The 21260-nt window shown below is 51.4% G+C and carries 22 protein-coding genes and 1 tRNA gene; 16 read left to right on the forward strand and 7 right to left on the reverse strand.

Annotation, left to right across the window (positions count from 1 at the left end):
• Positions 1-14 precede the first annotated feature (14 nt).
• A complete protein-coding gene (locus tag TREAZ_RS03685; protein ID WP_015710469.1) occupies positions 15-257 on the reverse strand; it encodes a DUF3783 domain-containing protein in 243 nt (80 codons plus the stop codon).
• Between the two features lie 119 nt (positions 258-376).
• Here TREAZ_RS03685 and TREAZ_RS03690 point away from each other — a divergent pair, with 119 nt between their 5' ends.
• The 3 genes from TREAZ_RS03690 to TREAZ_RS03700 all read left to right on the forward strand — a co-directional run bounded on the left by TREAZ_RS03690 (position 377) and on the right by TREAZ_RS03700 (position 2638).
• On the forward strand, positions 377-1984 hold the full coding sequence (locus tag TREAZ_RS03690; RefSeq protein WP_015710470.1) for a YifB family Mg chelatase-like AAA ATPase: 1608 nt from the start codon (positions 377-379) through the stop codon (positions 1982-1984).
• Positions 1985-2064: 80 nt separating this feature from the next.
• The gene (locus TREAZ_RS03695; protein ID WP_015710471.1) at positions 2065-2373 is read left to right on the forward strand and encodes a BrnT family toxin; all 309 of its coding nucleotides are present in this window, start codon (positions 2065-2067) and stop codon (positions 2371-2373) included.
• Positions 2342-2638 carry a BrnA antitoxin family protein gene (locus tag TREAZ_RS03700; protein ID WP_052297638.1) on the forward strand — a complete coding sequence of 99 codons (297 nt, stop codon included), beginning with the start codon at positions 2342-2344 and terminating at the stop codon, positions 2636-2638. The genes TREAZ_RS03695 and TREAZ_RS03700 overlap by 32 nt, the downstream gene beginning before the upstream one ends.
• Here TREAZ_RS03700 and TREAZ_RS03705 read toward each other — a convergent pair.
• The 3 genes from TREAZ_RS03705 to TREAZ_RS03715 all read right to left on the reverse strand — a co-directional run bounded on the left by TREAZ_RS03705 (position 2622) and on the right by TREAZ_RS03715 (position 4734).
• Positions 2622-3473, reverse strand: coding sequence for a PHP domain-containing protein (locus TREAZ_RS03705; protein WP_015710473.1), 852 nt, complete (start codon positions 3471-3473; stop codon positions 2622-2624). The genes TREAZ_RS03700 and TREAZ_RS03705 overlap by 17 nt on opposite strands.
• Before the next feature lie 106 nt (positions 3474-3579).
• On the reverse strand, positions 3580-4185 hold the full coding sequence (locus tag TREAZ_RS03710) for a 6-carboxytetrahydropterin synthase (protein ID WP_201764782.1): 606 nt from the start codon (positions 4183-4185) through the stop codon (positions 3580-3582).
• A gap of 135 nt (positions 4186-4320) precedes the next feature.
• On the reverse strand, positions 4321-4734 hold the full coding sequence (locus tag TREAZ_RS03715) for a Fur family transcriptional regulator (protein ID WP_169312601.1): 414 nt from the start codon (positions 4732-4734) through the stop codon (positions 4321-4323).
• Between the two features lie 173 nt (positions 4735-4907).
• Between TREAZ_RS03715 and TREAZ_RS03720 the strand changes: the two genes are divergently transcribed.
• From TREAZ_RS03720 to TREAZ_RS03730, 3 genes are read left to right on the forward strand one after another with little or no spacing between them, the layout of a single operon-like run.
• Complete coding sequence (locus TREAZ_RS03720; protein ID WP_052297639.1) at positions 4908-6134, forward strand: amidohydrolase family protein; 1227 nt, start codon at positions 4908-4910, stop codon at positions 6132-6134.
• A 12-nt stretch (positions 6135-6146) separates the two neighbouring features.
• Positions 6147-7139, forward strand: a complete 993-nt coding sequence (locus tag TREAZ_RS03725; RefSeq protein WP_015710476.1) for a cyclic nucleotide-binding domain-containing protein — start codon at positions 6147-6149, stop codon at positions 7137-7139.
• Positions 7140-7784 carry a Crp/Fnr family transcriptional regulator gene (locus TREAZ_RS03730; RefSeq protein WP_015710477.1) on the forward strand — a complete coding sequence of 215 codons (645 nt, stop codon included), beginning with the start codon at positions 7140-7142 and terminating at the stop codon, positions 7782-7784.
• Positions 7785-8205: 421 nt separating this feature from the next.
• On the opposite strand, the gene cfpA is transcribed toward TREAZ_RS03730, so the two are convergent.
• Both cfpA and TREAZ_RS03740 read right to left on the reverse strand, forming a co-directional pair.
• The gene (cfpA, locus tag TREAZ_RS03735; RefSeq protein WP_043922809.1) at positions 8206-10257 is read right to left on the reverse strand and encodes a cytoplasmic filament protein CfpA; all 2052 of its coding nucleotides are present in this window, start codon (positions 10255-10257) and stop codon (positions 8206-8208) included.
• 130 nt (positions 10258-10387) lie between these two features.
• Positions 10388-10966, reverse strand: a complete 579-nt coding sequence (locus TREAZ_RS03740; RefSeq protein WP_043923273.1) for a flavodoxin family protein — start codon at positions 10964-10966, stop codon at positions 10388-10390.
• Positions 10967-11082: 116 nt separating this feature from the next.
• On the opposite strand from TREAZ_RS03740, the gene TREAZ_RS03745 reads away from it, so the two are divergent.
• The 4 genes from TREAZ_RS03745 (at position 11083) to TREAZ_RS03760 (ending at position 15136) form a co-directional block, all read left to right on the forward strand.
• Positions 11083-11481: an RrF2 family transcriptional regulator gene (locus TREAZ_RS03745; protein ID WP_015710480.1), complete on the forward strand. Its 399-nt coding sequence runs from the start codon at positions 11083-11085 to the stop codon at positions 11479-11481.
• Positions 11482-11546: 65 nt separating this feature from the next.
• Positions 11547-13433 carry an anaerobic carbon-monoxide dehydrogenase catalytic subunit gene (cooS, locus tag TREAZ_RS03750; protein ID WP_015710481.1) on the forward strand — a complete coding sequence of 629 codons (1887 nt, stop codon included), beginning with the start codon at positions 11547-11549 and terminating at the stop codon, positions 13431-13433.
• Positions 13434-13455: 22 nt separating this feature from the next.
• A complete protein-coding gene (locus tag TREAZ_RS03755) occupies positions 13456-13911 on the forward strand; it encodes a 4Fe-4S dicluster domain-containing protein (protein ID WP_043923274.1) in 456 nt (151 codons plus the stop codon).
• Between the two features lies 1 nt (position 13912).
• Positions 13913-15136 (forward strand): NAD(P)/FAD-dependent oxidoreductase, encoded by a 1224-nt coding sequence (locus TREAZ_RS03760; protein WP_015710483.1) that lies wholly within the window; start codon positions 13913-13915, stop codon positions 15134-15136.
• Between the two features lie 143 nt (positions 15137-15279).
• Here the strand turns inward: TREAZ_RS03760 and TREAZ_RS03765 are convergent.
• Positions 15280-15352 (reverse strand) — tRNA-Thr (locus TREAZ_RS03765).
• Positions 15353-15434: 82 nt separating this feature from the next.
• Here TREAZ_RS03765 and TREAZ_RS03770 point away from each other — a divergent pair.
• Genes TREAZ_RS03770 through TREAZ_RS03795 form a run of 6 tightly spaced genes read left to right on the forward strand, consistent with a single transcriptional unit; the run spans position 15435 to position 21254 of the window.
• Positions 15435-15956 (forward strand): hypothetical protein, encoded by a 522-nt coding sequence (locus tag TREAZ_RS03770; RefSeq protein ID WP_015710484.1) that lies wholly within the window; start codon positions 15435-15437, stop codon positions 15954-15956.
• Positions 15956-16705, forward strand: a complete 750-nt coding sequence (locus tag TREAZ_RS03775) for an RDD family protein (protein ID WP_015710485.1) — start codon at positions 15956-15958, stop codon at positions 16703-16705. The genes TREAZ_RS03770 and TREAZ_RS03775 overlap by 1 nt, the downstream gene beginning before the upstream one ends.
• Positions 16702-17658 carry a stage II sporulation protein M gene (locus TREAZ_RS03780; RefSeq protein ID WP_015710486.1) on the forward strand — a complete coding sequence of 319 codons (957 nt, stop codon included), beginning with the start codon at positions 16702-16704 and terminating at the stop codon, positions 17656-17658. Before TREAZ_RS03775 ends, TREAZ_RS03780 begins: the two co-directional genes overlap by 4 nt.
• Positions 17655-19139 carry a hypothetical protein gene (locus TREAZ_RS03785; RefSeq protein ID WP_015710487.1) on the forward strand — a complete coding sequence of 495 codons (1485 nt, stop codon included), beginning with the start codon at positions 17655-17657 and terminating at the stop codon, positions 19137-19139. The genes TREAZ_RS03780 and TREAZ_RS03785 overlap by 4 nt, the downstream gene beginning before the upstream one ends.
• Positions 19132-20250, forward strand: a complete 1119-nt coding sequence (locus TREAZ_RS03790) for a DUF4350 domain-containing protein (protein WP_015710488.1) — start codon at positions 19132-19134, stop codon at positions 20248-20250. Before TREAZ_RS03785 ends, TREAZ_RS03790 begins: the two co-directional genes overlap by 8 nt.
• On the forward strand, positions 20247-21254 hold the full coding sequence (locus TREAZ_RS03795) for an AAA family ATPase (RefSeq protein ID WP_015710489.1): 1008 nt from the start codon (positions 20247-20249) through the stop codon (positions 21252-21254). The genes TREAZ_RS03790 and TREAZ_RS03795 overlap by 4 nt, the downstream gene beginning before the upstream one ends.
• Positions 21255-21260: the final 6 nt, after the last annotated feature.

Raw genomic sequence — 21260 nt, forward strand, 5'->3', positions numbered from 1 at the left:
CGAAGGGGAATTGCTTAGGAGTTTCCACTATGTGGAAACTCCCTTCCTTGTCCCTTTCTCGCCATAGCCTCGTGCTCTTTTGTCACTTCGCGGATGAGCTTTCGTATCTTCCATTCCATGTTGTTCACCGTGGAGGAGGCGAAGGCTATGGAAGCAGGATCGAGCCCTTCTTCCTTAACGGTTTTTTTGACGGCGTCCACAATTTTGAAGAGCAGCTCCCTGCTGAAGCCATGCACAAAAATAACAGGCGTTTCCATATAATCCCCTTGCTCTAATAATATACGAATTTTTACGATTTTTGCACTTTTTTTGCGATTTTTCCTAAAATTTCAAAGCGCCCTGCATCCCAATGCCATATAGGGTTATAGGGGGAAATATGTTTGTAACAGCTTATGCGCCTTACGGGGCCGAAGGGATCATCATCAGGGTTGAGGCGGATATACGCCGGGGCATACCGGGCATAGATATCACGGGCCTTGCCGAAGGGGCAGTGCGGGAAGCCAGGGAACGGGTCAGGGCAAGCTTCCGCAATTCCGGCTATGCCTTTCCCGCCGACAGGATACTCATCAATCTTGCGCCGGCGGGTGTGCGCAAGGAAGGGGCCTCTCTGGATCTGCCCATAGCAGTCGCAGTGATGGCCGCCGCAGGCCTGGTTCCCCAACCCGAGAACCTCATGGTTATGGGGGAGCTTGAACTCTCGGGCAGATTACGGCCTGTGCGGGGCGTTCTTGCCGCTGCTGCGGCGGGTCTTAAGGCGGAGATCAGGGATTTTATCGTTCCCGCAGAAAACGCACGGGAAGCTGCCATTTTGGCTGGGGATAATTTTTTCGCTGCCGCCACTTTATGCGAGGCAGTGCACGCCCTGCAGGTGAGGGCCGAAACAGGAAAGCTGCCGCCCTATAGTTACGATCCTGATGAAGCTGATCCCTGTGCTGGTGTTTCTTTTGGCCTTAATCGCTCAAGGGATTGCAATCCTGCCGAATACTGCGGCGACTTTTCCGAAGTAAAGGGCCAGGCCCGGTACAAGCGGGCCCTGGAAATCGCAGCCGCAGGGGGCCATAACCTCCTTGCCTTCGGTCCGCCCGGATCGGGGAAGACTATGCTCGCAAGGCGTATCCCGGGCATCATGCCTCTTTTGGATTCTGACGAGGCAGTGGAAGTGACCAGGCTCCACAGCCTCGCGGGGCAGCTCAAAACAGATCCCGGCGGCGGAGGGGGACTTATAACCCAGCCGCCCTTCCGTTCCCCCCACCATTCTGCCAGCACCGAAGGCATACTTGGCGGGGGCAGGGTCGTTAGGCCCGGAGAAATCACCCTGGCCCATTGGGGTGTCCTTTTCCTTGACGAAGCCCCCGAATTCCGCAGCAATGTACTGCAATCCCTCAGGGAACCCCTGGAAGACAGGGTGATAACCATAGCCAGGGCAGAAGGGCCGGTACGCCTCCCTGCCGATTTCCAGCTCCTCATGGCGGCCAATACCTGCCCCTGCGGCAGGCTTGGCATGGCCTCGTCCGATGCCCAGGCCTGCTTTTGTACCGCCGAAGAGATACACCGCTACTGGCGCAGGATAGGCGCCGCCCTTCTCGACAGGGTAGAACTCAGAGCCCCTGCTCCGGCCCCAGGCCTCGATGCCTTTAGCATGGGTCAGGAAGAACCTTCCGTGGAAATCGCTCTCAGGGTTGAACGGGCCGCGGCAATTCAGAAGGAACGCTTCAAGGGATTGGGTATCCGCAGGAATGCCCGAATGTCCCCCTCTCTCATTGATCAATATTGCCCTCTGACCCCCAGGGCCAGGGAGGCGTTCCATACGGCGGCGGCAAAACTGGGACTTTCCGGCAGGGCGTATCATGGAATATTACGGGTTGCCCGCACCATCGCAGACCTGGAGGGGAAGGAAATGCTGGACACAGTCCACATCCTGGAAGCGGTGGAGCATCGCCGCCTGGGCGAGGATCCTTATGACATTTTTACCGTAGGGAAATAGGCCGGTTTTATGAAGCATTATTGGATAAAGTGCAGAATGTCAATACAAAAGTATTGACAAAAATCCATAGGAGCTGTATTATGAAGATGGAATTTGAGTGGGACGAAGAAAAGAACATGGCAAATATCCAAAAACATGGTGTTGCCTTTGAGGACGCCATATATGTGTTTCTTGATCCCCTGTATTGCGAGATTTTTGACTGGGAACATAGCAGCGAATTTGAAGAACGATGGATAGCTTACGGATTGGTTAATCGGGTGCTAATGGTAAGCTTTATCGAACAAAATGACATAACCCGCGTAATTTCGGCCCGAAGGGCAACCCGGTCTGAAGAGGAGGCATATTATTATGGCTATTATGGTACGAACGATTTTACAGGAAGGGGATAATCCTTCCCCTGAAGCCCTGGCGCGGTTGGCCGCCCTCGACGGACGTCCGGTTGACACTTCCGATATTTCCGAAGCGACAGATGAGGAACTAAAAGAAATTGCCCGGCAGGTGCGGGAAAAACGCCGAAAAAAGATGTTTTCCCTCCGCTTGTCCAACGAGACAATCGAATGGTGGCAGCAACTCGGGGAGGGGTATACCGGCATTATGGCCCGGCTGCTCGAAAAGGCCAAAAGCCACCCCGAATGGATCAAGCAATGCTTGTAAGCGGCGGAATAGCCTCCAGCACCGAATCTTCAATCTTCTTGTCCCCCGCAGTGATGCCGAGCCTGCGATCAGGCCGTGCCTCCCCATGGAAGTCGCTCCCTGCGGTAATATAAAGCCCCAGGGTCTTGCCCAGTTCCTCAAGGCGCTTGCAGGAACGGGGTTTGGCTGTAGGGTGCCAGGCCTCAAGCCCGTCGAGCCCCCGCTCCTTGAGGTTCTTGACGAGCTCAGGCAGACGTCCCCAGGCCACAAAAAGCGACATGGGGTGTGCCAGTACCGCTATGCCCCCGGATTCCTTGATGAGGGGCACAATCTTGTCGAATTCCAGCCCTTTCTTGGGCGCATAGAGGGGCTTCCCCCTGCCTAGATAACGGCGGAATGCCTGCTCCCGGTTTTTTACGATTTTGCGCTGTACCAGGATGGCGGCAAAATGGGGCCTCCCCACCGAGTGCCCTCCGGAGAGCGCCCGGATTTCTTCATAGGTAGCGTCGATGCTGAGTTCATGCATACGCTCCAATATTTCAAGGTTCCGCTCTTCCCTGCCTTTGGCAAGGCTTGCCACAGCCTCAAGAAAGGCAGGGCTGGGCTGGCGTATGCCCAGGCCCAGGAGGTGGAATTCACCGCCCGATTCCTGGTTCCATTCAATTTGAAGCTCAATGCCCGGGATAAAATGGAGCCCCAGTTTTCTGGCGGTTTTTTCGGCTTCGCCAAGGCCGTTGATGGTGTCGTGGTCTGTCAGGGCAAGGGCTGTAAGGCCCCGTTTGGAAGCTTCTTCAACCAGCGCCTGAGGACTCAGGCTGCCGTCGGAGGCAGTAGAATGGGTATGCAAATCGATCATTGAGCGGAATTTTAGCACATTTTGCTTGTTTTGCCCCTATCCCCCGCAGAAAGATGCCGCCGCGAAACCGAAATTTTTGCCAGGCGGCGGCACCCTTTTTTCGTTGTTAGACACTAAATGAAGCAGCATTGTCGCCGGATGTGAATGTGAGTTTCTTGATATTGAGGGTATCCTTTAATAGAGAATAGAAAACCTCAATCAAGTTCTCGACGGTTGCGACTTTCTTGACAACCACAAGGCGGCATTCAGGATAGGCTTTTGCAAGCTCCGTATCAAAGGCTATGCCGACGCTGGTATTCCATGTTGAGCCACCCTTGATTCCCTGCGCCTCGTATACCTTGAGAAGCTCAGGAAGAATCGGGTCTTCTTTTTGCAAAATAATCGCGTGGTCAAAGTTTACCAAATATTCCCACGCATGGTTTTTTATGCTGTTGCAAGCCACAACAAAACCATTTTTGCTGTTTACCTCGCCTTCCACTTCAAGCGTTAGTGTTCCCGTATGTCCGTGAAGATACTGCGCCTCGCCAATGTAACCCAAGAATCGATGCGCATACTGGATATTGAGTTTTGTTATTGACGTCAGCACTCTTTTTTCCCCGCCCGCCTGTTTTTCTTTGAACTCCGAAGATGCAACATGGCACACCGGACATTGAGACGGCGCGCTTTCACCCGCATGAACATACCCGCATTTTGAGCAAATCCATTGTTTCATTTTTTGTACTCTCCCTCGCGCTTAAAGTCCGCCGACTTTTATTAAGCGCTCTGACGAGCGCAACGTTCTATGAACGTTTCTATCAATAATCGAAACGATTACCAATATACACTAAAAAAACCGCACCCGGGGATTTCACCTGATGTTTTGGCAAACGCCGCATAACCCTTCAAAGGTAATTGCGTGCGAATCAATGATGAAGCCGCTTTCTTGCGCCGCTTCTATATCGAATTCCGGGCGATAGGGAACGAAAACATCAAACACCTTCCCGCATTTCCGGCAGTGCAAGTGGTGATGGCGCTCCAGCCTCCGATCATAATGCAGTAGTTCAGGATCTGTCTTGATGGCGACTATTTCACCTTCTTCTTCAAGAATTTGAAGATTCCGGTAAACCGTGCCAAAACTCATGCGCTTTTTAGCCGAAACAAGCTCAAAAATCTCCCGTGCCGATAAATGATTTCCCTTGCAAACAGCATCCAATACCAGGTCGCGCTGGCTGGTGTTGCGCCGAATAGTCTTTTGATTGGCCTTATTCATAATCGGTATCATTATTATTAGTATAGTCATAATATGCTTTCTTGTCAAGGATATTTTTAGCTTTTCGTTAAAAAGACGGCATTTGCCTTTTTTTTGCTGAAAATAGAGCGAAGAGGGCAAAGGATCGTTGACTGTTATGCCTTACGATTATAAAATAAAGGTATAAAGCTGGAGGACAGTTCAGAGTGCCTGATTTTATATTGAAGAACGGGGTAATTGTTACTGCCGGAAAAAAGCCCAGGGCAGGGAGTCTGGCTGTATTGGGGGACAAGATTGCCGCCAAAGGCAAAGGGCCCGAGGCTGACCTTGGAGGCAAGTCTTTCGTCTATCCCTCCCTTATAAACACCCACGATCATCTTCAGGGGAATTACCGTCCTGCCGTAGGTCCCAAAAAAGGCGAGTTCTATCTCACATGGCTTCCCTGGGACAATGATCTCAAAGCCTCGGATACCTTCAAAGAACGCTCTCAGCTGACCCGTGAGAACTTATATGCCCTTTCAGGCTACAAGTGTCTTTTCTCGGGTGTTACCACGGTAAACGACCATTTCCCCCAAAAGCTCAATGGCGCCATCCTGCCTACCCTGCCCATCAGGGCTATACTCGAATACGGCCTTGCCCACGAGGCTACTTCCTACGACCTCAAATGGGGAGACGGTGTGGATGTCGAATACAAGCGGGCAGTCAAGAACAAGTGGCCCTTCATTACCCATCTTTCAGAGGGCTTTGACGAAGAGGCCATGCACGGGGTAGAAACCATCGAAAAGCTGGGCATACTCGATAATCATTGCCTTTTTGTCCACTGTATTGGCTTCAGCGATGGGGATATCAAAAAAGTCGCCAAAGCGGGGGCATCAGTCTCATGGTGCGGCTTTTCCAATATGTTCATGTTCAACACCACCTGCAAGATACGCAAGATGATCAAGGCGGGGGTGAATGTTACCTTGGGCACCGACTCGTCCGCTACAGGTTCGGCAAACCTTCTGTCCGAAATCAAATACGACAGGGAGCTTTACCGTAGGCTCTACGGCGAGGATCTTCCCGCCAAGACCATTTTCGAGATGGCCACTGTCAACGCCGCAAAAGCCTTCTGGATGGACGACCGCATCGGTACCCTGGAAGAGGGCAAGCTTGGGGACATACTGGTTCTTAAAGGGAAGGCGGACGATGCCTACGAAAACCTCGCCTCTGCTTCCATGCAGGATATAGAATTGCTTGTGCTGGCGGGGAAGCCCATTTTGGGTGAACTCCGCTTTTTGGATTTTTTGGGAGGTTCCCTGCCTTCAGGTTACAGTCAAATCAAAATAGGCCGGAGGCCCATGTTCGTCATTGGCGATCCGGCGGGGCTTTATGCAGAATGCCGCAGCAAAATCGGCTTCAAGAAAGTCCTTGATTATCTCCCCTTTGAGCCGTGAGGAAGGATAGGAATGCCCAAGCCGCTTCAGTACAGATCAGGTTCTCTTATCTACTTCCAGGGGGATCCTGCAAACCAGGTGTTCATCCTGCAGAAAGGCCAGGTGAACCTGGTCTACCAGGATATTGAGACCGGACAGGATGTGCACGATCTCGTGCAGCCCGGCGAATTCTTTGGCGTCAAGTCGGCCCTGGGCCGCTATCCCCGTGAAGAAAACGCCGTAGCCCTTATGGATGCCTCCATCATGGCTTTTACAGTGCCCGAGTTTGAAGCCCTGGCCATGGCGAATACCCGTATTGTTATGAAGATGCTCAAGGTTTTCTCCAACCAGATGAGGCGCATACATCACCAGGTCTCGAACCTCATGGAGAAGGATGAGCTGCTCAGCCCCGAGGCAGGCCTTTTCAACGTAGGCCAGTATTACCTCAAAAACAAGCGCTTTGCCCAGGCAAAGTACGTCCTTTCCCGCTATCTTACCTATTACCCCTCGGGGAGAAACGCAGTCCAGGCTGCCAAAGATCTTGAAGTCGCCGAGATAGCCATTGCGCGCGGCGGGGGAGGGGACAAGGCTTCGGTTTTCGCAGCCCCTGGGTCCGCTGCTTCCAGCTCTTCGGAAAGCCTTACGGATACCGCAAAGTTGTACTATGACGCAGTAAGTCTCATAAGCCAGCAGAAATACCAGCAGGCCTACCTGGGCTTTAAAAAGATAGTGGACGCCAACGAAGACGCCGAGTACTCTGCCAAGAGTTCTTTCGAGATTGGCCGCTGCCTCTTTTTGTTGAACAAATTCGAGGACTGCATCAAATACTACACCATGATGATTACCCGGTACCCCAAACATCCCGATCTGGGGGATGCCCTCTTCTTCATGGGCCAGTCTTACGAGAAAAACAACCGCAAGGATCAGGCCGCGACCTTCTACAAGAAAATACTCTCCATGCCTGGGGACGAGGACGACGGCACCCATATCAAGGCCAGGCGGGCCCTCAAGGCATTGGAGGAATAGATGGCAGGCATGGACATGTCGGCCTTTGGCCGCTTCACAAGGACCTTTCAGGCCGGGGAGATGATCTTTTCGGAATTCGAGCCCGGCGACACCTTCTACCTCATCCAGTCGGGACGCGTGGAGCTGGTCAAAATAATCGGCGATATCGAACGCACCCTGGACATACTCCAGCCCTCAGAAATGTTCGGCGAAATGGCGATACTCGAAAATTCCCCGCGCTCCGCCACTGCCATAGCCCTGGACAAGGTAAGCGTGCTGGAATTCAACAGCCAGAACTTCGAGATTCTCATGCTGGGCAATCCCCAGATAGCCCTGAAGCTCCTCCGTATGTTCACCAAGCGCATCTACGATTCCAAGCGCCGCTTCATGATCCTCACCCTGGAAGATCCCCAGGCAAAAATAGCCGACGTTTTCCTCATGCTGGACGAAAGCCAGGCGGATATAGACAAAACCACCGAAACCCGTATTTTCAAAACCTCTGTAGACGATATTGCCCACTGGGCCGGCATGGGCGTCAGCGAAACCCGCGAAGCCCTAAGCCACTTTGTGACCCAGCGCCGCCTTGAGATGTACCCCGACCGCATCGTGGTCAAGAACATCAACGACTTCTCCCGCTTTGTCAATTCAAAAAGGAAGAAGGGGTGATACGCCGGGAAGCGCGCCTAATCTGAAAAAACCATAAAAAACAGTAATTTTTGAATTCATCAGATAAGATGAATTTAATTCAGCAAATTCATCAGATAAGATGAATCAAAAAAATACCAATGCGTGGCCAAATAAAACCGCAAAGTAAAAGACGTTGAAGAAGTAAGAATTCAATTACGATTCCTTCTTCGACCTTGCGGTTAAAAATTTCTATATCCTCTATCGAACCTTGGCGAAGATTTCCGGGTTATTGGCTGCATAATTCAACACATCAGCCATAACGCCGGTATAGCCCTTTCTTAAAGATTTGAACATCTTAATCCGTTTCAGTTCTTCTTTGGTCGGCTTTTGACCAACCCCTCGCCGCGAATAAAAAAGGCTCCCGAAATTCGGGAGCCTTCATTTTACCTAAAAATCAGTCTTAAACTTCTTTGAGTCCTGCGCTCGGGCGGCCTCTTTTTCCTGCTGCACCGGGCTTGCGGCCCCGTTTACTGGCAGCTTTTCCTGCAGCAGCGGCCTTGGCTTTTTTGGGCGCAGGCAGCGCTTTTGGGGCGGCTGATGTTGAGGCAGGGGCGTCATCGGAGTTGATCAAATCCAGATAGGCCGAGCCTGATGCTTCGGCAGCATGGGGTTCAGGGTTGTCCACTGCGCTGAAGGACTGGTTGATGTCCTCGCGCACTGTGGAGCGCCTGCGGCTGAAGGATGCAAATGCGGCGTCCTGGAAGCCCTTGCTTACGCCGTGGAGGAATTCGTTGAGCACGTTCGCCATGGCGTCGAGAGTGGCCTTCTTCCTCTTGATGGAGGTAATGTCCACGTCGAGGATAATACCGGGCTGAATATGGTAGGGATTGATCATGTAATCGAACTTGAAGTAGTCCCTCTCCAGGAAATGGAGGCGATCCTCAATGACCCGCCTTTCAACGGGGTATTGATAATCGTACATTTTGACGAGCTTTTCCCTCATCAGGATAATCCGGCTCCGTATCTTGTCTTTTTCGTAGACATAGGTACGGTTGGAGCGTTCCACTTCGGTTTCTGCGGGCTTCACAAAGGAGATTTCGTCCCAAACCTTGTCGATATCTTCGTAGAGGGGTTCGCCGGTTTTGTCTTTGATGGTGGTCTTGATGCGGTTCTTCTTCTTTTTGGCCAGATCGTCAAAGTCAGTGACCTTGCCGCCGGGTTTGCGGTCTTCGTAGATGACCGTAACGATATCCCAGACATGCTGGACTTCGGTTTCGAAGCTCTTGAGCTGCACATCGTAGGCCTTGCGTTCCTCGATGAGCTGGGCATGATCCAGGTACTTCATCTTGATCTGGTAACGCTCGTCGGGGAGGTTGGAAACATCGCTGTCTTCGTATTCGCGAATCAGGAGTTCCCTGCCATTCTTGAGGTTTTCAATGTACTGGTAGCCCATGCGGGAGGTGTCCAGAATGGAAGTAATGGAGTTAATGGCGGTATTGAAGCCCCGGTTGCGGATGTTTTCGATGTCGATGATTTTTTTGAGGTTCTCACGTATGTTGAGCTGATCGAACTCGGCGGGGTCGATTTCGGCCCTGAGCTGCCCCAGCTTCTCCATGATATTCTTGGCAACCAGCTTATAGCGCTTGGATTTTTCATTTTCAACGTTGTCATCGGTAAAATCTTCGACTTTTCCGATTTTGGAGAAGAGGATCTCGCTGTCGGCGAGTTCTTCAAGACCCTGATCCACCCGTTCGTCCTTGAGCTTCTCGACTTCCTTGTCGATGGAATCAACGATATGCTTGGAAAGCATGTCTTTGACGAGGTATTCCATGGTTACCTGATAATGGAATATGGGGGAAATCAGCTCTGAATCGAGGATATTGACCGAAAGCTTTACATCGGTAACGGTCTTGGGCTTGTAAAGGTTGTCCTTGAAGGCGCATTTTACGATGGAATAGGCATTTTCGCCCCGCACAAAGGCGCCTACGTCAGTTTTCTGGCGGAGTATGCTGTTGGTGTGGGTCTCGAGCTCGTTGACGCCCCGCTGAATATGGCCCTGGAGGTGACCGTACATGTTAACAACGGATTTTTCAATCTCGCCGGTGTTGAACTTGTCGGCTCCGCCGACTTCATCAAGCAGTTTGGCGATTTCTTTCGGACTGTACCGGGCAAGGACCTGGGTTTCTTCCTTGTCGATGAAATTCCGGACTTTCTTGACCATTTCATCTTCAGAAGTGGTCATGTACCGGTTGAACATGTTCTGGAAGTTCTGGTTGAAATAGTTATAGAGCTTTTCCTTGAGGCCGCCCATCACATCGAGCCGCTCCAGCACGTCCTTGGGCAGCCTGGAGGTCAGATGGTGGATAACCTTGTTGGTTTCCTCTTCCAGCAGCTGATTAACCTCATTCTGCTGATCCCGGTACTCCTGGGCCAATGAGTTCCTTGAACCCACAGCGCTCGGCTTTTCGGGGTGAAATACATTAGGACTCTTGGGTAGATCTAAATTTCCCATATCTTTGCTCCTTTATATAGAATCAATTGGCAATATACACAAATACATCATAGAGTATAGTCTATGTTTCAAAAGAAAGTCAAACCCTATTCGCATTAAATAAGAAAAAACGATGAAAATTCGTAGATCCCTATATGGATTTGCCTGCTTCCCTGCCCTCGGCCATGGCCCTTGCCGCAGCATAGATAGCCTTCTTCTTGTAATCGTGGTTCCAGCGGTTTACCCCTATATAGTCGAAAATTTGGGCCCCTGTATGACGGCAGAAGCGGTCCATCTGCTCCAGGCAGGAGAGGAGGCCGTTGCCCGACCCTCCCGGGGAAGCTACAAGGAGTACCTGCTTGCCCCCAAAGGCTGATTCAGCGGCTTTCCCTTCAAACTGCCATGTGGCTTCGCAGCGGCGGAGGCGGTCAAAGAAGCTTTTGAGCCCTTCAGCCATTTCACCCCAGTACACAGGGGTGATAAAGCAGAACGCGTCCGCCTGTTTCACCTTTTCCCGGGCTTCGTCGAAGCCGTCGCCTCCGAATGAACATCGATGCTCCGTGCGACAGCTTCCCCAGCCATCGCCGCACACATGGCAGCGTCCGAGTTTCCCCACATTGAGGGTTTCCGCATCCGCGCCGCCGTCTTTGCAGCCCTTTATAAGTTCTTCTTCCTCCAGATGGCAGAGGCCGTCCTTTTTAGGGTTTCCGGTAATGATAAGGTACTTCATAGCATGATCATGGATCATAGCCTGGAATTTATCAATCCATAAAATCTCCAAAAAAATAAAAAAACGAAGAAAAAACTTGACAAATTTTATCCAGTATATGTATATTGTATAATACAATGTTTATCACCAAGGAATCTGATTACGCCGTGCGCATCATACGGGAGCTTTCGAGAAGCGGCAGGGAATCTGTCAAGGCTATCTGCGAAAGCGAAAGCATACCCATGCAGTACAGTTACAAGATACTCAAAAAACTTGAAAAAGGCGGCCTTGTGCAGGGCTATAGGGGGGCTAGCGGCGGCTATGAGCTTGCCAAAGCCCCCAAAAACATGAGCCTTTACGACGTGATAACCGCGGTTGACGAGGAAATCCTCCTCTCCGAATGTCTGGGCCACGGTTTCCGCTGCCCCATGAAGGGCAAGGGAAGGAAGGGCTGCGGCGTTCACGGGGAATTCGCGCGTATTCAGGGGCTCATACTTTCCCATCTAAAGGAAAAGTCCCTTTCAGATATAATCTGAAAGCAATTTTTTTGTTATATGAAACTGGATAATCATTATCCAGTTTCCAATTTACGGAGGTTACTATGAACGAGAGTTGTTACGGATGCAGCACCTGCGCCAGCGCGGACAAACCCCTTGAAGGGTTTATCGCGGGACTGCCGATGGAGACTTCCCACCACCGCGTGGAAAGCCAGGAGACAAAGTGCGGCTTCGGCCTGCAGGGGGTATGCTGCAGGCTCTGTGCCAACGGCCCCTGCCGCATCACCCCTGAATCGCCCAGGGGCATTTGCGGCGCTACCGCCGATGTGATGGTTACGCGCAATTTATTGAGGGCGGTGGCCTCGGGATCGGGCTGCTATATCCACGTGGTGGAAAACACCGCCCTGAACCTCAGGAACACGGCCATCGAAAAGGGCAAGTTCAAAGGCCCAGGCGCACTCGAACGGCTCTGCAAGCTTTTCGGCGTTTCGGGCAAGGACGATTACGAAAAAGCCCTCAATGTGTCGAACGCGGTTTTGAACGATCTTTACAAACCCGAATATGTCAAAATGGATCTGGTAGAAAAGATGGCCTATCCTCCCCGCTTCAAAGTGTGGAAAGAACTTGGCATACTCCCCGGAGGCGCCAAGTCAGAAGTGTTCAAGGGCGTGGTTAAGTGTTCCACCAACCTCAATTCGGATCCGGTGAACATGCTCCTCGACTGCCTCAAGCTGGGCATCTCCACAGGAATCTACGGCCTTACCCTTACGAACCTTTTGAACGACGTGCTTCTTGGGGAACCTGAAATCCGTATGGCCCCTGTGGGGCTGCGCGTCATCGATCCCGATTATATCAACATCATGATCACAGGCCACCAACACACGATGTTCGTGCATCTCCAGGAGAGGCTTACCGAGCCCGATGTGGTTGCCAAGGCAAAAGCTGTAGGCGCAAAAGGTTTTAAGCTCGTGGGCTGTACCTGCGTAGGCCAGGATCTCCAGCTCCGGGGCGCACACTACACGGAGATCTTCGACGGGCACGCGGGGAACAACTACACCTCCGAGGCCATACTGGCCACAGGCGGCATCGACGCGGTGATTTCCGAATTCAACTGCACACTTCCGGGCATCGAGCCTATCTGCGATGAACTTTTGATTAAGCAGATTTGTGTTGATGATGTAGCGAAAAAGGCCAACGCGGAATATGTGCCTTTCACCTTTGCCGATAGAGGTAAACAGAGCGAAATCATCATCGACAAGATTATTGCGGCTTATAAAGAACGGCGGCCCAAGGTAAAGCTCAACCTTCTGCCCGAACACGGCTACGAAAACAACCTTACGGGCGTGAGCGAAGTATCGCTCAAAAAATTCCTGGGTGGCAGCTGGAAGCCCCTCATCGATCTCATCGTATCAGGCGACATCAAAGGTGTTGCCGGTGTGGTGGGCTGTTCAAGCCTGGTTGCCGGAGGCCACGATGTGCTCACGGTGGCCCTCGTAAAGGAACTTATCGCCAAAGATATTATCGTCCTTACTGCGGGCTGTTCCTCAGGGGGTATCGAAAACTGCGGACTCATGGTTCCCGAAGCTGCCGAGCTTGCTGGCCCGAAGCTCAAGGCGGTGTGCAAAAAGCTTGGGATTCCTCCTGTGCTGAATTTCGGTCCTTGCCTTGCCATAGGACGCCTTGAGATTGTTGCTACCGAACTTGCGGAGGCCATAGGCATAGACATACCCCAGCTTCCCCTGGTGCTGTCCGCGGCTCAGTGGCTTGAAGAGCAGGCCCTGGCCGATGGCTGTTTCGGCCTTGCCCTGGGGCTTCCCCTGCATCTCGGGCTTCCTCCCTTTGTAACGGGCAGCAAAGTTGCGACACAGGTTCTCTGTCAGGATATGAAGGCCCTGACAGGAGGACAGGTGATCATCAATGGGGATGCCAAAGAATCAGCGGAGCTGCTTGAGAAGGTCATTCTCGAAAAACGCGCGGCCTTGAAGATATAGGGGGCCGGATATGCTGAATACCATGAAACGAATTTTTATTGACAGGGAAAAGTGCGACGGCTGTAAAAACTGCACTGTCGCCTGTATGCAGGCTCACAGGGCAACGCCCGGAACGGTCTATGACCTTGACCTTCTGGATCGCAAAAATGAAGCCCGCCATACCATTGTGAGCGACGGCAAAGGCAGGTACACTCCTGTCTTCTGCCGCCACTGCGCGGTACCGGACTGTGTCGGCGCCTGCATGTCGGGGGCTCTTAAAAAAGAGCCCGATACAGGCCATGTGCAGTACGACGAAAAACGCTGCGGCACTTGCTTCATGTGCGTTATGAGCTGTCCCTATGGCAATGTCAAGCCTGATAAGGCCACCCGCTCAAAGATCCTCAAATGCGATTTCTGCAAAGACGATCCCGAGGGTCCCAACTGCGTGAGGGCTTGTCCAAAAAAGGCCATCTGGGTTGAAGAAGTGGAGGTTTTGTAGAATGAAACATCTCATTATCGGCGCAGGAGCCGCTGCTGTCAGCGCAGTCAGAAGAATCCTCAAGGAAAAACCCGAGGACACGGTAGTAATAGTGTCCCAGGATGAGGAAGTCTACTCCCGCTGCATGCTCCACAAATTTATTTCAGGCGAGCGCGACGCCCCGAGCATCAATTTTATTAACGATGATATCTTTGCTCACAAGAATGTCCAGTGGATCAAGGGCAAAACCATTACCCGCCTTGATGGCGCGACAAAGACTGTGTACGCGGGGGACGAAAAAATCGCTTCAGGCGACACTGTTCTTATCGCCACAGGCAGCAACAGTGTTACACCTCCCATCGGCGAACTCAAAACCGCGAAGAACGCCTTCGGCCTCCGCCACCTTTCAGACGCGCGGGCCATTGCCGGCAGCGCTAAAAGCGCCAAAGAAGTGGTCATCATAGGCGCGGGCCTCGTGGGCCTCGATGCCGCCTATGCGCTTTTGGAATTGGGGAAGAAGCTCACCATTATCGAAATGGCCCCCACCGCCCTTGCCATTAACCTCGACGCCCACGGCGCCGAGGCTTACCAGAAGCTCTTTGAAGCCAAGGGCGTGACTTTCCATCTGGCGCGTAAAGTGGTTAACACTAAAGGTGACGGCGCCGGTAACATTACAGGCGTGGAAATGGACAACGGCGTTACTGTCCCCTGCGATATGGTGGTCATGGCAGTGGGCGTGCGCGCCGCCATTGCCTTCCTCGAAGGCTCCGGCGTGAAAACCGAAAGGGCAGTGGTAGTGGATGATTATCTCGCAACCAGCGTACCCGGCATTTATGCCGCCGGCGACGTAGCGGGCCTTTCGGGTATTTGGCCCAATGCCCAGAAGCAGGGAGAGATGGCGGCCTACAACATGACCGGCACCAAGTGGGCTTATGACGACAGGTTTGCCATCAAGAACACCATCAATTTTTTCGGCCTTCCTTCGCTTTCGCTGGGGGCGATAAATCCCCAGGAGGGTGATACGGTGCTTGTCAAGGAAGATCGCGGCAATTACCGCAAGATCATACTCCGCGACGGCGCCCCTGCGGGGGTTATACTCCAGGGTGAAATCGGCGGCTCAGGTTTCTGGCTCCATCTCATCAAGAACAAGATCCGTATCGACAAGCTGGGGAAATCCCCTTGGAAAGTGACGTATGCGGACTTCTTCGGGCTGGAGGCTAATGGCGAGTACAAGTACGTGGTTTAGCGACTTTCGGGAGAAGCCGGAAAATTCCGGCTTCTCCCAGCACGCCAAGGAATATGCCGGGAGAAAAACATCAGCGTCTCAAAAAATTGTGGAATGCTTCATAAGGAAAGCAGCCTTTTTTATGTACGACTCTTTTGATTCGAAGCCAAGACGGGGAATCGAACCCCGGACCTGCACATTACGAGTGTGCCGCTCTGCCAACTGAGCCATCTTGGCGTATAGAAACTGAATTATACCCAAAAAGGGGATTGGATTTCCAGTACCAAAGGCCTATAATGGGGGAGTTCAGGAGGATCTCATGTCAGATTTGGATAACCCCTATCAAAGCCCTGAAGCGGCAGCAACACCTGAAACGCCTTTGGTGTCCCAGACAGGGCTCACCGAGGCCATGCTGGCTCACCTTAAAGGGGCTTCCCCGTGGCTCAGGTTCATTGGGATCATGGGTTTTATATGCTGCGGGCTTTTGGTTCTTGGCGGCATCGTGTTCCTTGCCATGATCCCTACTATGACTTCTGTGTGGGGCAACATTCCCGGGCTGCAGAGTTTTTCCAATGTTCTCGGGGCGGCTTTCAGCGGTTCGATGGGGATATACTTCTTTATTTGCGCGGTCATCGGTTTCTTCCCTTCCCGTTTTGCGTACGCTTTTGGGAGCAAGATACGTTCCTATTTGCGGAGCGGTGCAGATGGGGATCTCGAAGAGGCTTTTAAGAACAATAAATCCCTCTGGAAGTTTGCGGGCATTGTTACAATCATTTCCCTTGCTTTTATCCCCATTATGATAATTGTGGGGATAGTCATTGCCGTTGCCATGGCGATTTAATGACCGGGTTTGACCACAGAGGCGCAGATTCTTCTCTCGGGGTGCAGACCCCGGAAGGCATTGAATTTGTCATTTTTCCTGCTGGCTTCCCCATACGGGCCTGTGCCTGGGGCATAGACTGCCTTATCAAGGGGGTCCTTGTTATCGGCCTCGTTATTATGGCCAATGCTCTGCATCAGGTTTTGGGGATATGGCTCTATCTCATTTCCAATTTTATTCTCGACTGGTTTTACCACGTGGGCTTTGAAGTCTTTTGGAATGGCCAGACGCCGGGGAAGCGCATCATGGGTATCAGGGTGGTGCGCAGCGACGGTTCGCCGGTAAATCCGGGTGCGTCTTTTTTGCGCAACCTTCTCCGTTTTGCCGATGGGTTTCTTTACCTCTATCTGATTGCGTTCCTCTGCATGGCCGGGAGCAAGGGCTTCAGGCGTTTTGGCGATTGGGCTGCCGATACCCTGGTTGTCTACACTGCCCGCACCCGCCTGCCTGCGCGTTTTACTTCTCCGGCTTTAAGGCAGCAGGCCATTCCCTGGCTGGCGGATATTCCTGCTGTTGTACCCCCGTATCCCCTTGATTATGAGGAGAAGCAGGGTCTTCTCATGTTTGCCCGGCGTTATCCTCTTTTGGGGAGGGAACGGGCTGATGAGATTGCAAAGCCCTGGGCAGCGAAGTTAAAGAAAGGGGATGAACAAATTTCTGATGCCGAATACCTCCTTGGGGTTGCCCATACTTTGAGCGGCATCACATGACCCAGCAAACCTTTATAAAAGGCCGCGAGGCTTTTTGGAATGAATTTGAGCAGCTTGTCCGTGGAGGAAGAAAAGCCCTAAAAGCCAAAGCCGCATGGTTTCCCAAAGGCTACAGGGAGCTTACCCAGGATCTCAATACCGCCAGGGCCCACGGTTTTGATCCTTCTATTATAGAAAGATTAAACACGTTGGTGCTTGAAGGAAATCAGATACTCTACAGCCAGAGATCTTTTTCGCTCCCCAGTGTTGCGGATTTTATACTCCGCATTTTTCCCCGGGCAGTGCGTTCCCAATGGCGAAGCCTCGGCGCAGCAATGCTCATATTTTACGGCATTGCGTTTTTTTTTGGGTGTCTTTGCGTGCGTTATCCATCCATGGTGTATGAGGTAATGGGGGAGGATCAGGCCTGGAGTATTGAAAATATGTATGATCCCGAGAGCTACCATTTTCTTACCCCCCGTGAAGTAAGTTCTGACGCCGACATGTTTGGTTTTTACATTTATAATAATATTTCCATCGCTTTTAGGACTTTTGCGGGGGGCATACTTGCAGGTTTTGGAAGTCTGCTTATTCTTTGTCTTAATGCGCTTTTCCTCGGGGCTGCTGCCGGTCATATTATCAACCTTGGTTATGGCGGCACCTTTTTTCCTTTTATCATAGCCCATAGCGCTTTTGAATTGACAGCGATAGTGTTCAGCGCCCAGGGCGGCCTGCTCCTGGGATATAGCCTTTTTGTTGCAAAAGGCCGTTCGAGAGCAGCATCCGTAAAAGAAGCGGGCAAAACAGCCCTTCCCATTATCTCAGGCGCCGGTATCATGCTGGTCATAGCTGCATGCCTTGAAGCCTTTTGGTCATCCCGGCATACCCTCCCCATTATGCTCAGGTACGGTGTTGGCGCTTCCCTTTGGGTTCTCCTTTTGTGTTACTTTGTTTTTGCGGGGAGGAAGAATTGACCATTCCCAATCTTGACAGTGCCCTGGTTTTGCGGCGGAGAAATGCCTGGGAGGCAGCCGACTCGGGCCTCTTGCTTTGGCGTGAGAATTTTCTTTACCTTATTCCTGTTTTTGCAATTCCCGTGTGGGTTGCGGCCTGCGGCCTGCGCTTTATACCTGAACATTTACGCTGGCTTTCGTGGGTTGCCCTTTGGTGGCTTAAACCGCTTTTTGACAGGCTGGCATTGCAGGTAGTTTCTTCCCGCTTCTTTGGGGGGAGGGTGATGAAAGGCTTTTGGGGGAATTTCTGCCGCGGCCTTATGGGGGATCTGCTGTGGAGGCGTTTCAGCCCTTTTCGTTCAGCTTCCATGCCTCTGCGTATTCTTGAGCGGCTAAAACACAAACAATACAGAAAGAGGAAAAAAGCCCTTGGCGCCGGGGGGCTTGATTTTTGTTTTCTCTTAAGCATACTTGGCCTCATTGCGGAAGCAGGCCTCCTTGGGGGCGAAAGTATTTTTACTCTTGCAACAGTGGAGATACTATTTCCCAATATTTCGTATTCCTTTTGGGACAACCTGGTTGATACTGAACTTTTGCTTTATATAGGATACTGCTTTAATTATATTATTGTTGAAACCATGTATGTATGTATGGGGTTTGGCCTTTATATCAATAGCCGTGTAGAAGTTGAAGGCTGGGATTTGCAGATCCTCTTTCAGAAATTTACCCGGAAATTGGCTGCAGGGGCAAAAGTTTTGCTTTTGGTCTGCGGTCTTTTATTGTTCGTATTTCCCCTTAATGCTCAGGAGGAGGAAGCGGAAAAAAGGGAATATTTTCCCGAGGGTTTTATGCTGCCTGATTCCTACCCCCGGCATACCCTGGATGAAATTCTCGAATCAGATGATTTCGGCGGTTATAAAGACGGGTGGAAAATCAGGCTAAAGAATGAAAATGATGACGAAGCAGATCCGCTGCCTGAAATAGATTTGGCTCCCTGGGTAAAAACCTTAAAAGAAATTTTTGCCTTTGCCTTAAGGCTTCTCATTATTCTGGTTGTTGCAGCCTTTGCTGTCTTTGCCCTCTTAAGGCTTTATAAAATACGCAGTTCTTCTTCCCCTGGTAAAAGAAGCAGGGGAAAGGCTTATATTGAATCGCCGGCTTCTCCGGGAAACCCTGAAAGCCTTTTTGGAAAGGCAGAGGAGTTTTTCCGTCATGGCAATATACGCGAGGCCTGGGCTGCCTGTCTTTCGGGAACAATAGGCTCTTATGCCCTTTACAGGGATGTTTCGTTTCCCCCTGATGCCACCGAATATGGCTGTCTCAGGATTGTGCGTTCCTGTGTCGGCATGGAAAGTGAACAATTCGCGGCAATGGTGCAAGACTGGGTTTCTCTCGCATACGGCGGGAGGCTTCCCCAAGAGGGAAAATTTGAACAGGCATTGGAATTTGGTAGGAATGTTAGTACTAATACTGCTAACTCACCGGGAGATCCGATTGCGTAAATATTTACTGTTTTTCGGTATAGGCATTGCGGTACTCGGCATCATAGGCTTTGTCTGTTGGTCCCTTTTTGAGATAGTTCCCAATGAGGAGTATTTCCCTCCTGTGCGGGAAGCCAGGATAAATAAATATTTGGCCCTGGATCGCTGGCTTAACCAGACAGGCCATACAGTGAGGATTGCGGATTCCGGTGATTTTGAAACTTTGAAAAAATCCGGCGAGGGGACTATATTCATTCAGAATAGCCTTTTCAATTGGACAGAAGATGCTGCGGCTTATCTTGCAGAATGGATCGAGCAGGGTGGCAATCTTGTTTTAAGCCTGGGGTATTCCTGGGAATGGGGCGATGATGAAGCCCTGGGCGGTTTACTTCGCAGTTTCGGGATTGAAGAAGGCGAAGAACCCGAGGATTGGGAGTATCATTATGATCCGGATCAACCCTCTTTTGGAATGGAAGTGGTTTTTCTTGCTTCCGATGATCCCGAATCACTTGCCTTTATGAGCAGTGACGGTCTAGTCCGCATTGTTCAGCAAAAGAAAGGGATGGGTAAATTTACTGTTATGGGGCGCCCCTTGTTCATGACATCAGACGAACTTTTAACCGAACAAAACGCCCGGCTTTCATGGTATCTCCTGGCCGATTCCGGCGATCCCGGTGTTTTTTTTATACGTGGGCGGGAGCGTGCCAAAGGGCTCATTGGCAGGCTTTTCCAAAGGGGCAATTTCTCCGCATTGATCATCTCGGCTCTTGCCCTCATTATAATAGGGTTGTGGACAGTGATCCCTGTCTTCGGCATAGCAGCCAGGAGCGAAGAAAAACCTGGGCGACCTTTGGGCGAACGTTTTTTGGCAGAGGGCCGTTTCTTAAAACGCTTTGGCGCATTGGAAAGCTATAGGGCGGCTTATATCAAGGAGATTAAGGGAAAGCTGCTCAGAAAAGAAAACATTAAAACTGAAAGCGGAATAATCCTCAGGGCTATAGAACTGTGGAAAGAAGCTTCGGGCGGCGGGGATTATAAAGACGTGGAAAAGGCTATGTCCTCTTCCCGTCAAAAAAATAAAGAATTCCCAAGAATGATAGCAATACTGAAAACCATATTGGAGCGTATATGATGGAAGCTGAAGCGTACGGGATTGAAGAAGCATGCGCAGTACTCGAAAGAATCAGGACCGAGATTGGGAAGGTTTTTATAGGCCAGAAAGATCTGGTGGAGCATGCGCTCATTGCCTTTTTGGCAGGGGGGCATCTTCTTGTAGAAGGCGTTCCGGGGTTGGGGAAGACCTTGCTCGTCAGGGCTTTGGCAAAAGCCATTGGGGGCGAATCCAAACGGGTGCAATTTACGCCTGACCTCATGCCCAGCGACATTACAGGCAATATTATGCTGGATGTCAAGGAAGGGAAGTTCATCACCAGGAAGGGGCCGGTGTTTGTCAATGTTTTTATTGCCGATGAAATAAACCGTTCCCCTGCAAAAACCCAGGCAGCCCTTTTCGAGGCCATGCAGGAATTTCAGGTGAGCCTTGACGGGACCGCTTATCCTCTGCCTGATCCCTTTATGGTGCTGGGTACAGAAAACCCATACGAGCATGAAGGTACTTATCCTCTGCCGGATGCACAGAAAGATCGTTTCCTCATGAAACTCCTGGTGGATTATCCAGATTTTAACGATGAAAAAGCCATGGTGACCCAGGTGCTTCAAGACAGCTCCGGCGCCGAGCTTTGCCTTGAAGGCGTTTCTACTGTGCTGAGCCCTGAAGGTTTTACCCGTCTGCGCAAGCTTGTTTCGCAGATACGCACTGATGCTGCGGTTGTTGATTATGCGGTGCGCCTTGCAGCTGCCACGAGAAACGATCCTTCCATGGAAACCGGAGCCGGCCCCCGTGGCAGCCTTGCCCTGGTACGCTGCGCTCGAGGACGTGCCCTGCTTGAAGGCAGGGACTTTGTCATCCCCGATGACATACAGGCCCTGGCAGTACCTGTCCTGATGCACCGCATCGTTATTTCCGCAGAGAGCGAACTTGAAGGCTTTGATGAAGTAAGGGCAGTGGAAAATCTCCTTACAAAGATTGAAGCTCCCCGTGGCGATTTTGGCAGCAATCCTGACGGAGAAGCTTAATACGCT

The organism is Leadbettera azotonutricia ZAS-9, assembly GCF_000214355.1.
Taxonomy (GTDB): domain Bacteria; phylum Spirochaetota; class Spirochaetia; order Treponematales; family Breznakiellaceae; genus Leadbettera; species Leadbettera azotonutricia.

Excerpts from the sequence above, each read along its gene's own strand:
- TREAZ_RS03725 (WP_015710476.1), top strand. The coding sequence starts at position 6,147 with ATGCCCAAGCCGCTTCAGTACAGATCAGGTTCTCTTATCTACTTCCAG.
- TREAZ_RS03685 (WP_015710469.1), bottom strand. The coding sequence starts at position 257 with ATGGAAACGCCTGTTATTTTTGTGCATGGCTTCAGCAGGGAGCTGCTC.
- TREAZ_RS03700 (WP_052297638.1), top strand. The coding sequence starts at position 2,342 with ATGGTACGAACGATTTTACAGGAAGGGGATAATCCTTCCCCTGAAGCC.
- TREAZ_RS03705 (WP_015710473.1), bottom strand. The coding sequence starts at position 3,473 with ATGATCGATTTGCATACCCATTCTACTGCCTCCGACGGCAGCCTGAGT.
- TREAZ_RS03770 (WP_015710484.1), top strand. The coding sequence starts at position 15,435 with ATGTCAGATTTGGATAACCCCTATCAAAGCCCTGAAGCGGCAGCAACA.
- TREAZ_RS03755 (WP_043923274.1), top strand. The coding sequence starts at position 13,456 with ATGAAACGAATTTTTATTGACAGGGAAAAGTGCGACGGCTGTAAAAAC.
- TREAZ_RS03695 (WP_015710471.1), top strand. The coding sequence starts at position 2,065 with ATGAAGATGGAATTTGAGTGGGACGAAGAAAAGAACATGGCAAATATC.
- cooS (WP_015710481.1), top strand. The coding sequence starts at position 11,547 with ATGAACGAGAGTTGTTACGGATGCAGCACCTGCGCCAGCGCGGACAAA.
- TREAZ_RS03745 (WP_015710480.1), top strand. The coding sequence starts at position 11,083 with ATGTTTATCACCAAGGAATCTGATTACGCCGTGCGCATCATACGGGAG.
- TREAZ_RS03780 (WP_015710486.1), top strand. The coding sequence starts at position 16,702 with ATGACCCAGCAAACCTTTATAAAAGGCCGCGAGGCTTTTTGGAATGAA.
- TREAZ_RS03740 (WP_043923273.1), bottom strand. The coding sequence starts at position 10,966 with ATGAAGTACCTTATCATTACCGGAAACCCTAAAAAGGACGGCCTCTGC.
- TREAZ_RS03775 (WP_015710485.1), top strand. The coding sequence starts at position 15,956 with ATGACCGGGTTTGACCACAGAGGCGCAGATTCTTCTCTCGGGGTGCAG.
- TREAZ_RS03730 (WP_015710477.1), top strand. The coding sequence starts at position 7,140 with ATGGCAGGCATGGACATGTCGGCCTTTGGCCGCTTCACAAGGACCTTT.
- TREAZ_RS03690 (WP_015710470.1), top strand. The coding sequence starts at position 377 with ATGTTTGTAACAGCTTATGCGCCTTACGGGGCCGAAGGGATCATCATC.
- cfpA (WP_043922809.1), bottom strand. The coding sequence starts at position 10,257 with ATGGGAAATTTAGATCTACCCAAGAGTCCTAATGTATTTCACCCCGAA.
- TREAZ_RS03760 (WP_015710483.1), top strand. The coding sequence starts at position 13,913 with ATGAAACATCTCATTATCGGCGCAGGAGCCGCTGCTGTCAGCGCAGTC.
- TREAZ_RS03715 (WP_169312601.1), bottom strand. The coding sequence starts at position 4,734 with ATGATACCGATTATGAATAAGGCCAATCAAAAGACTATTCGGCGCAAC.
- TREAZ_RS03795 (WP_015710489.1), top strand. The coding sequence starts at position 20,247 with ATGATGGAAGCTGAAGCGTACGGGATTGAAGAAGCATGCGCAGTACTC.
- TREAZ_RS03710 (WP_201764782.1), bottom strand. The coding sequence starts at position 4,185 with ATGAAACAATGGATTTGCTCAAAATGCGGGTATGTTCATGCGGGTGAA.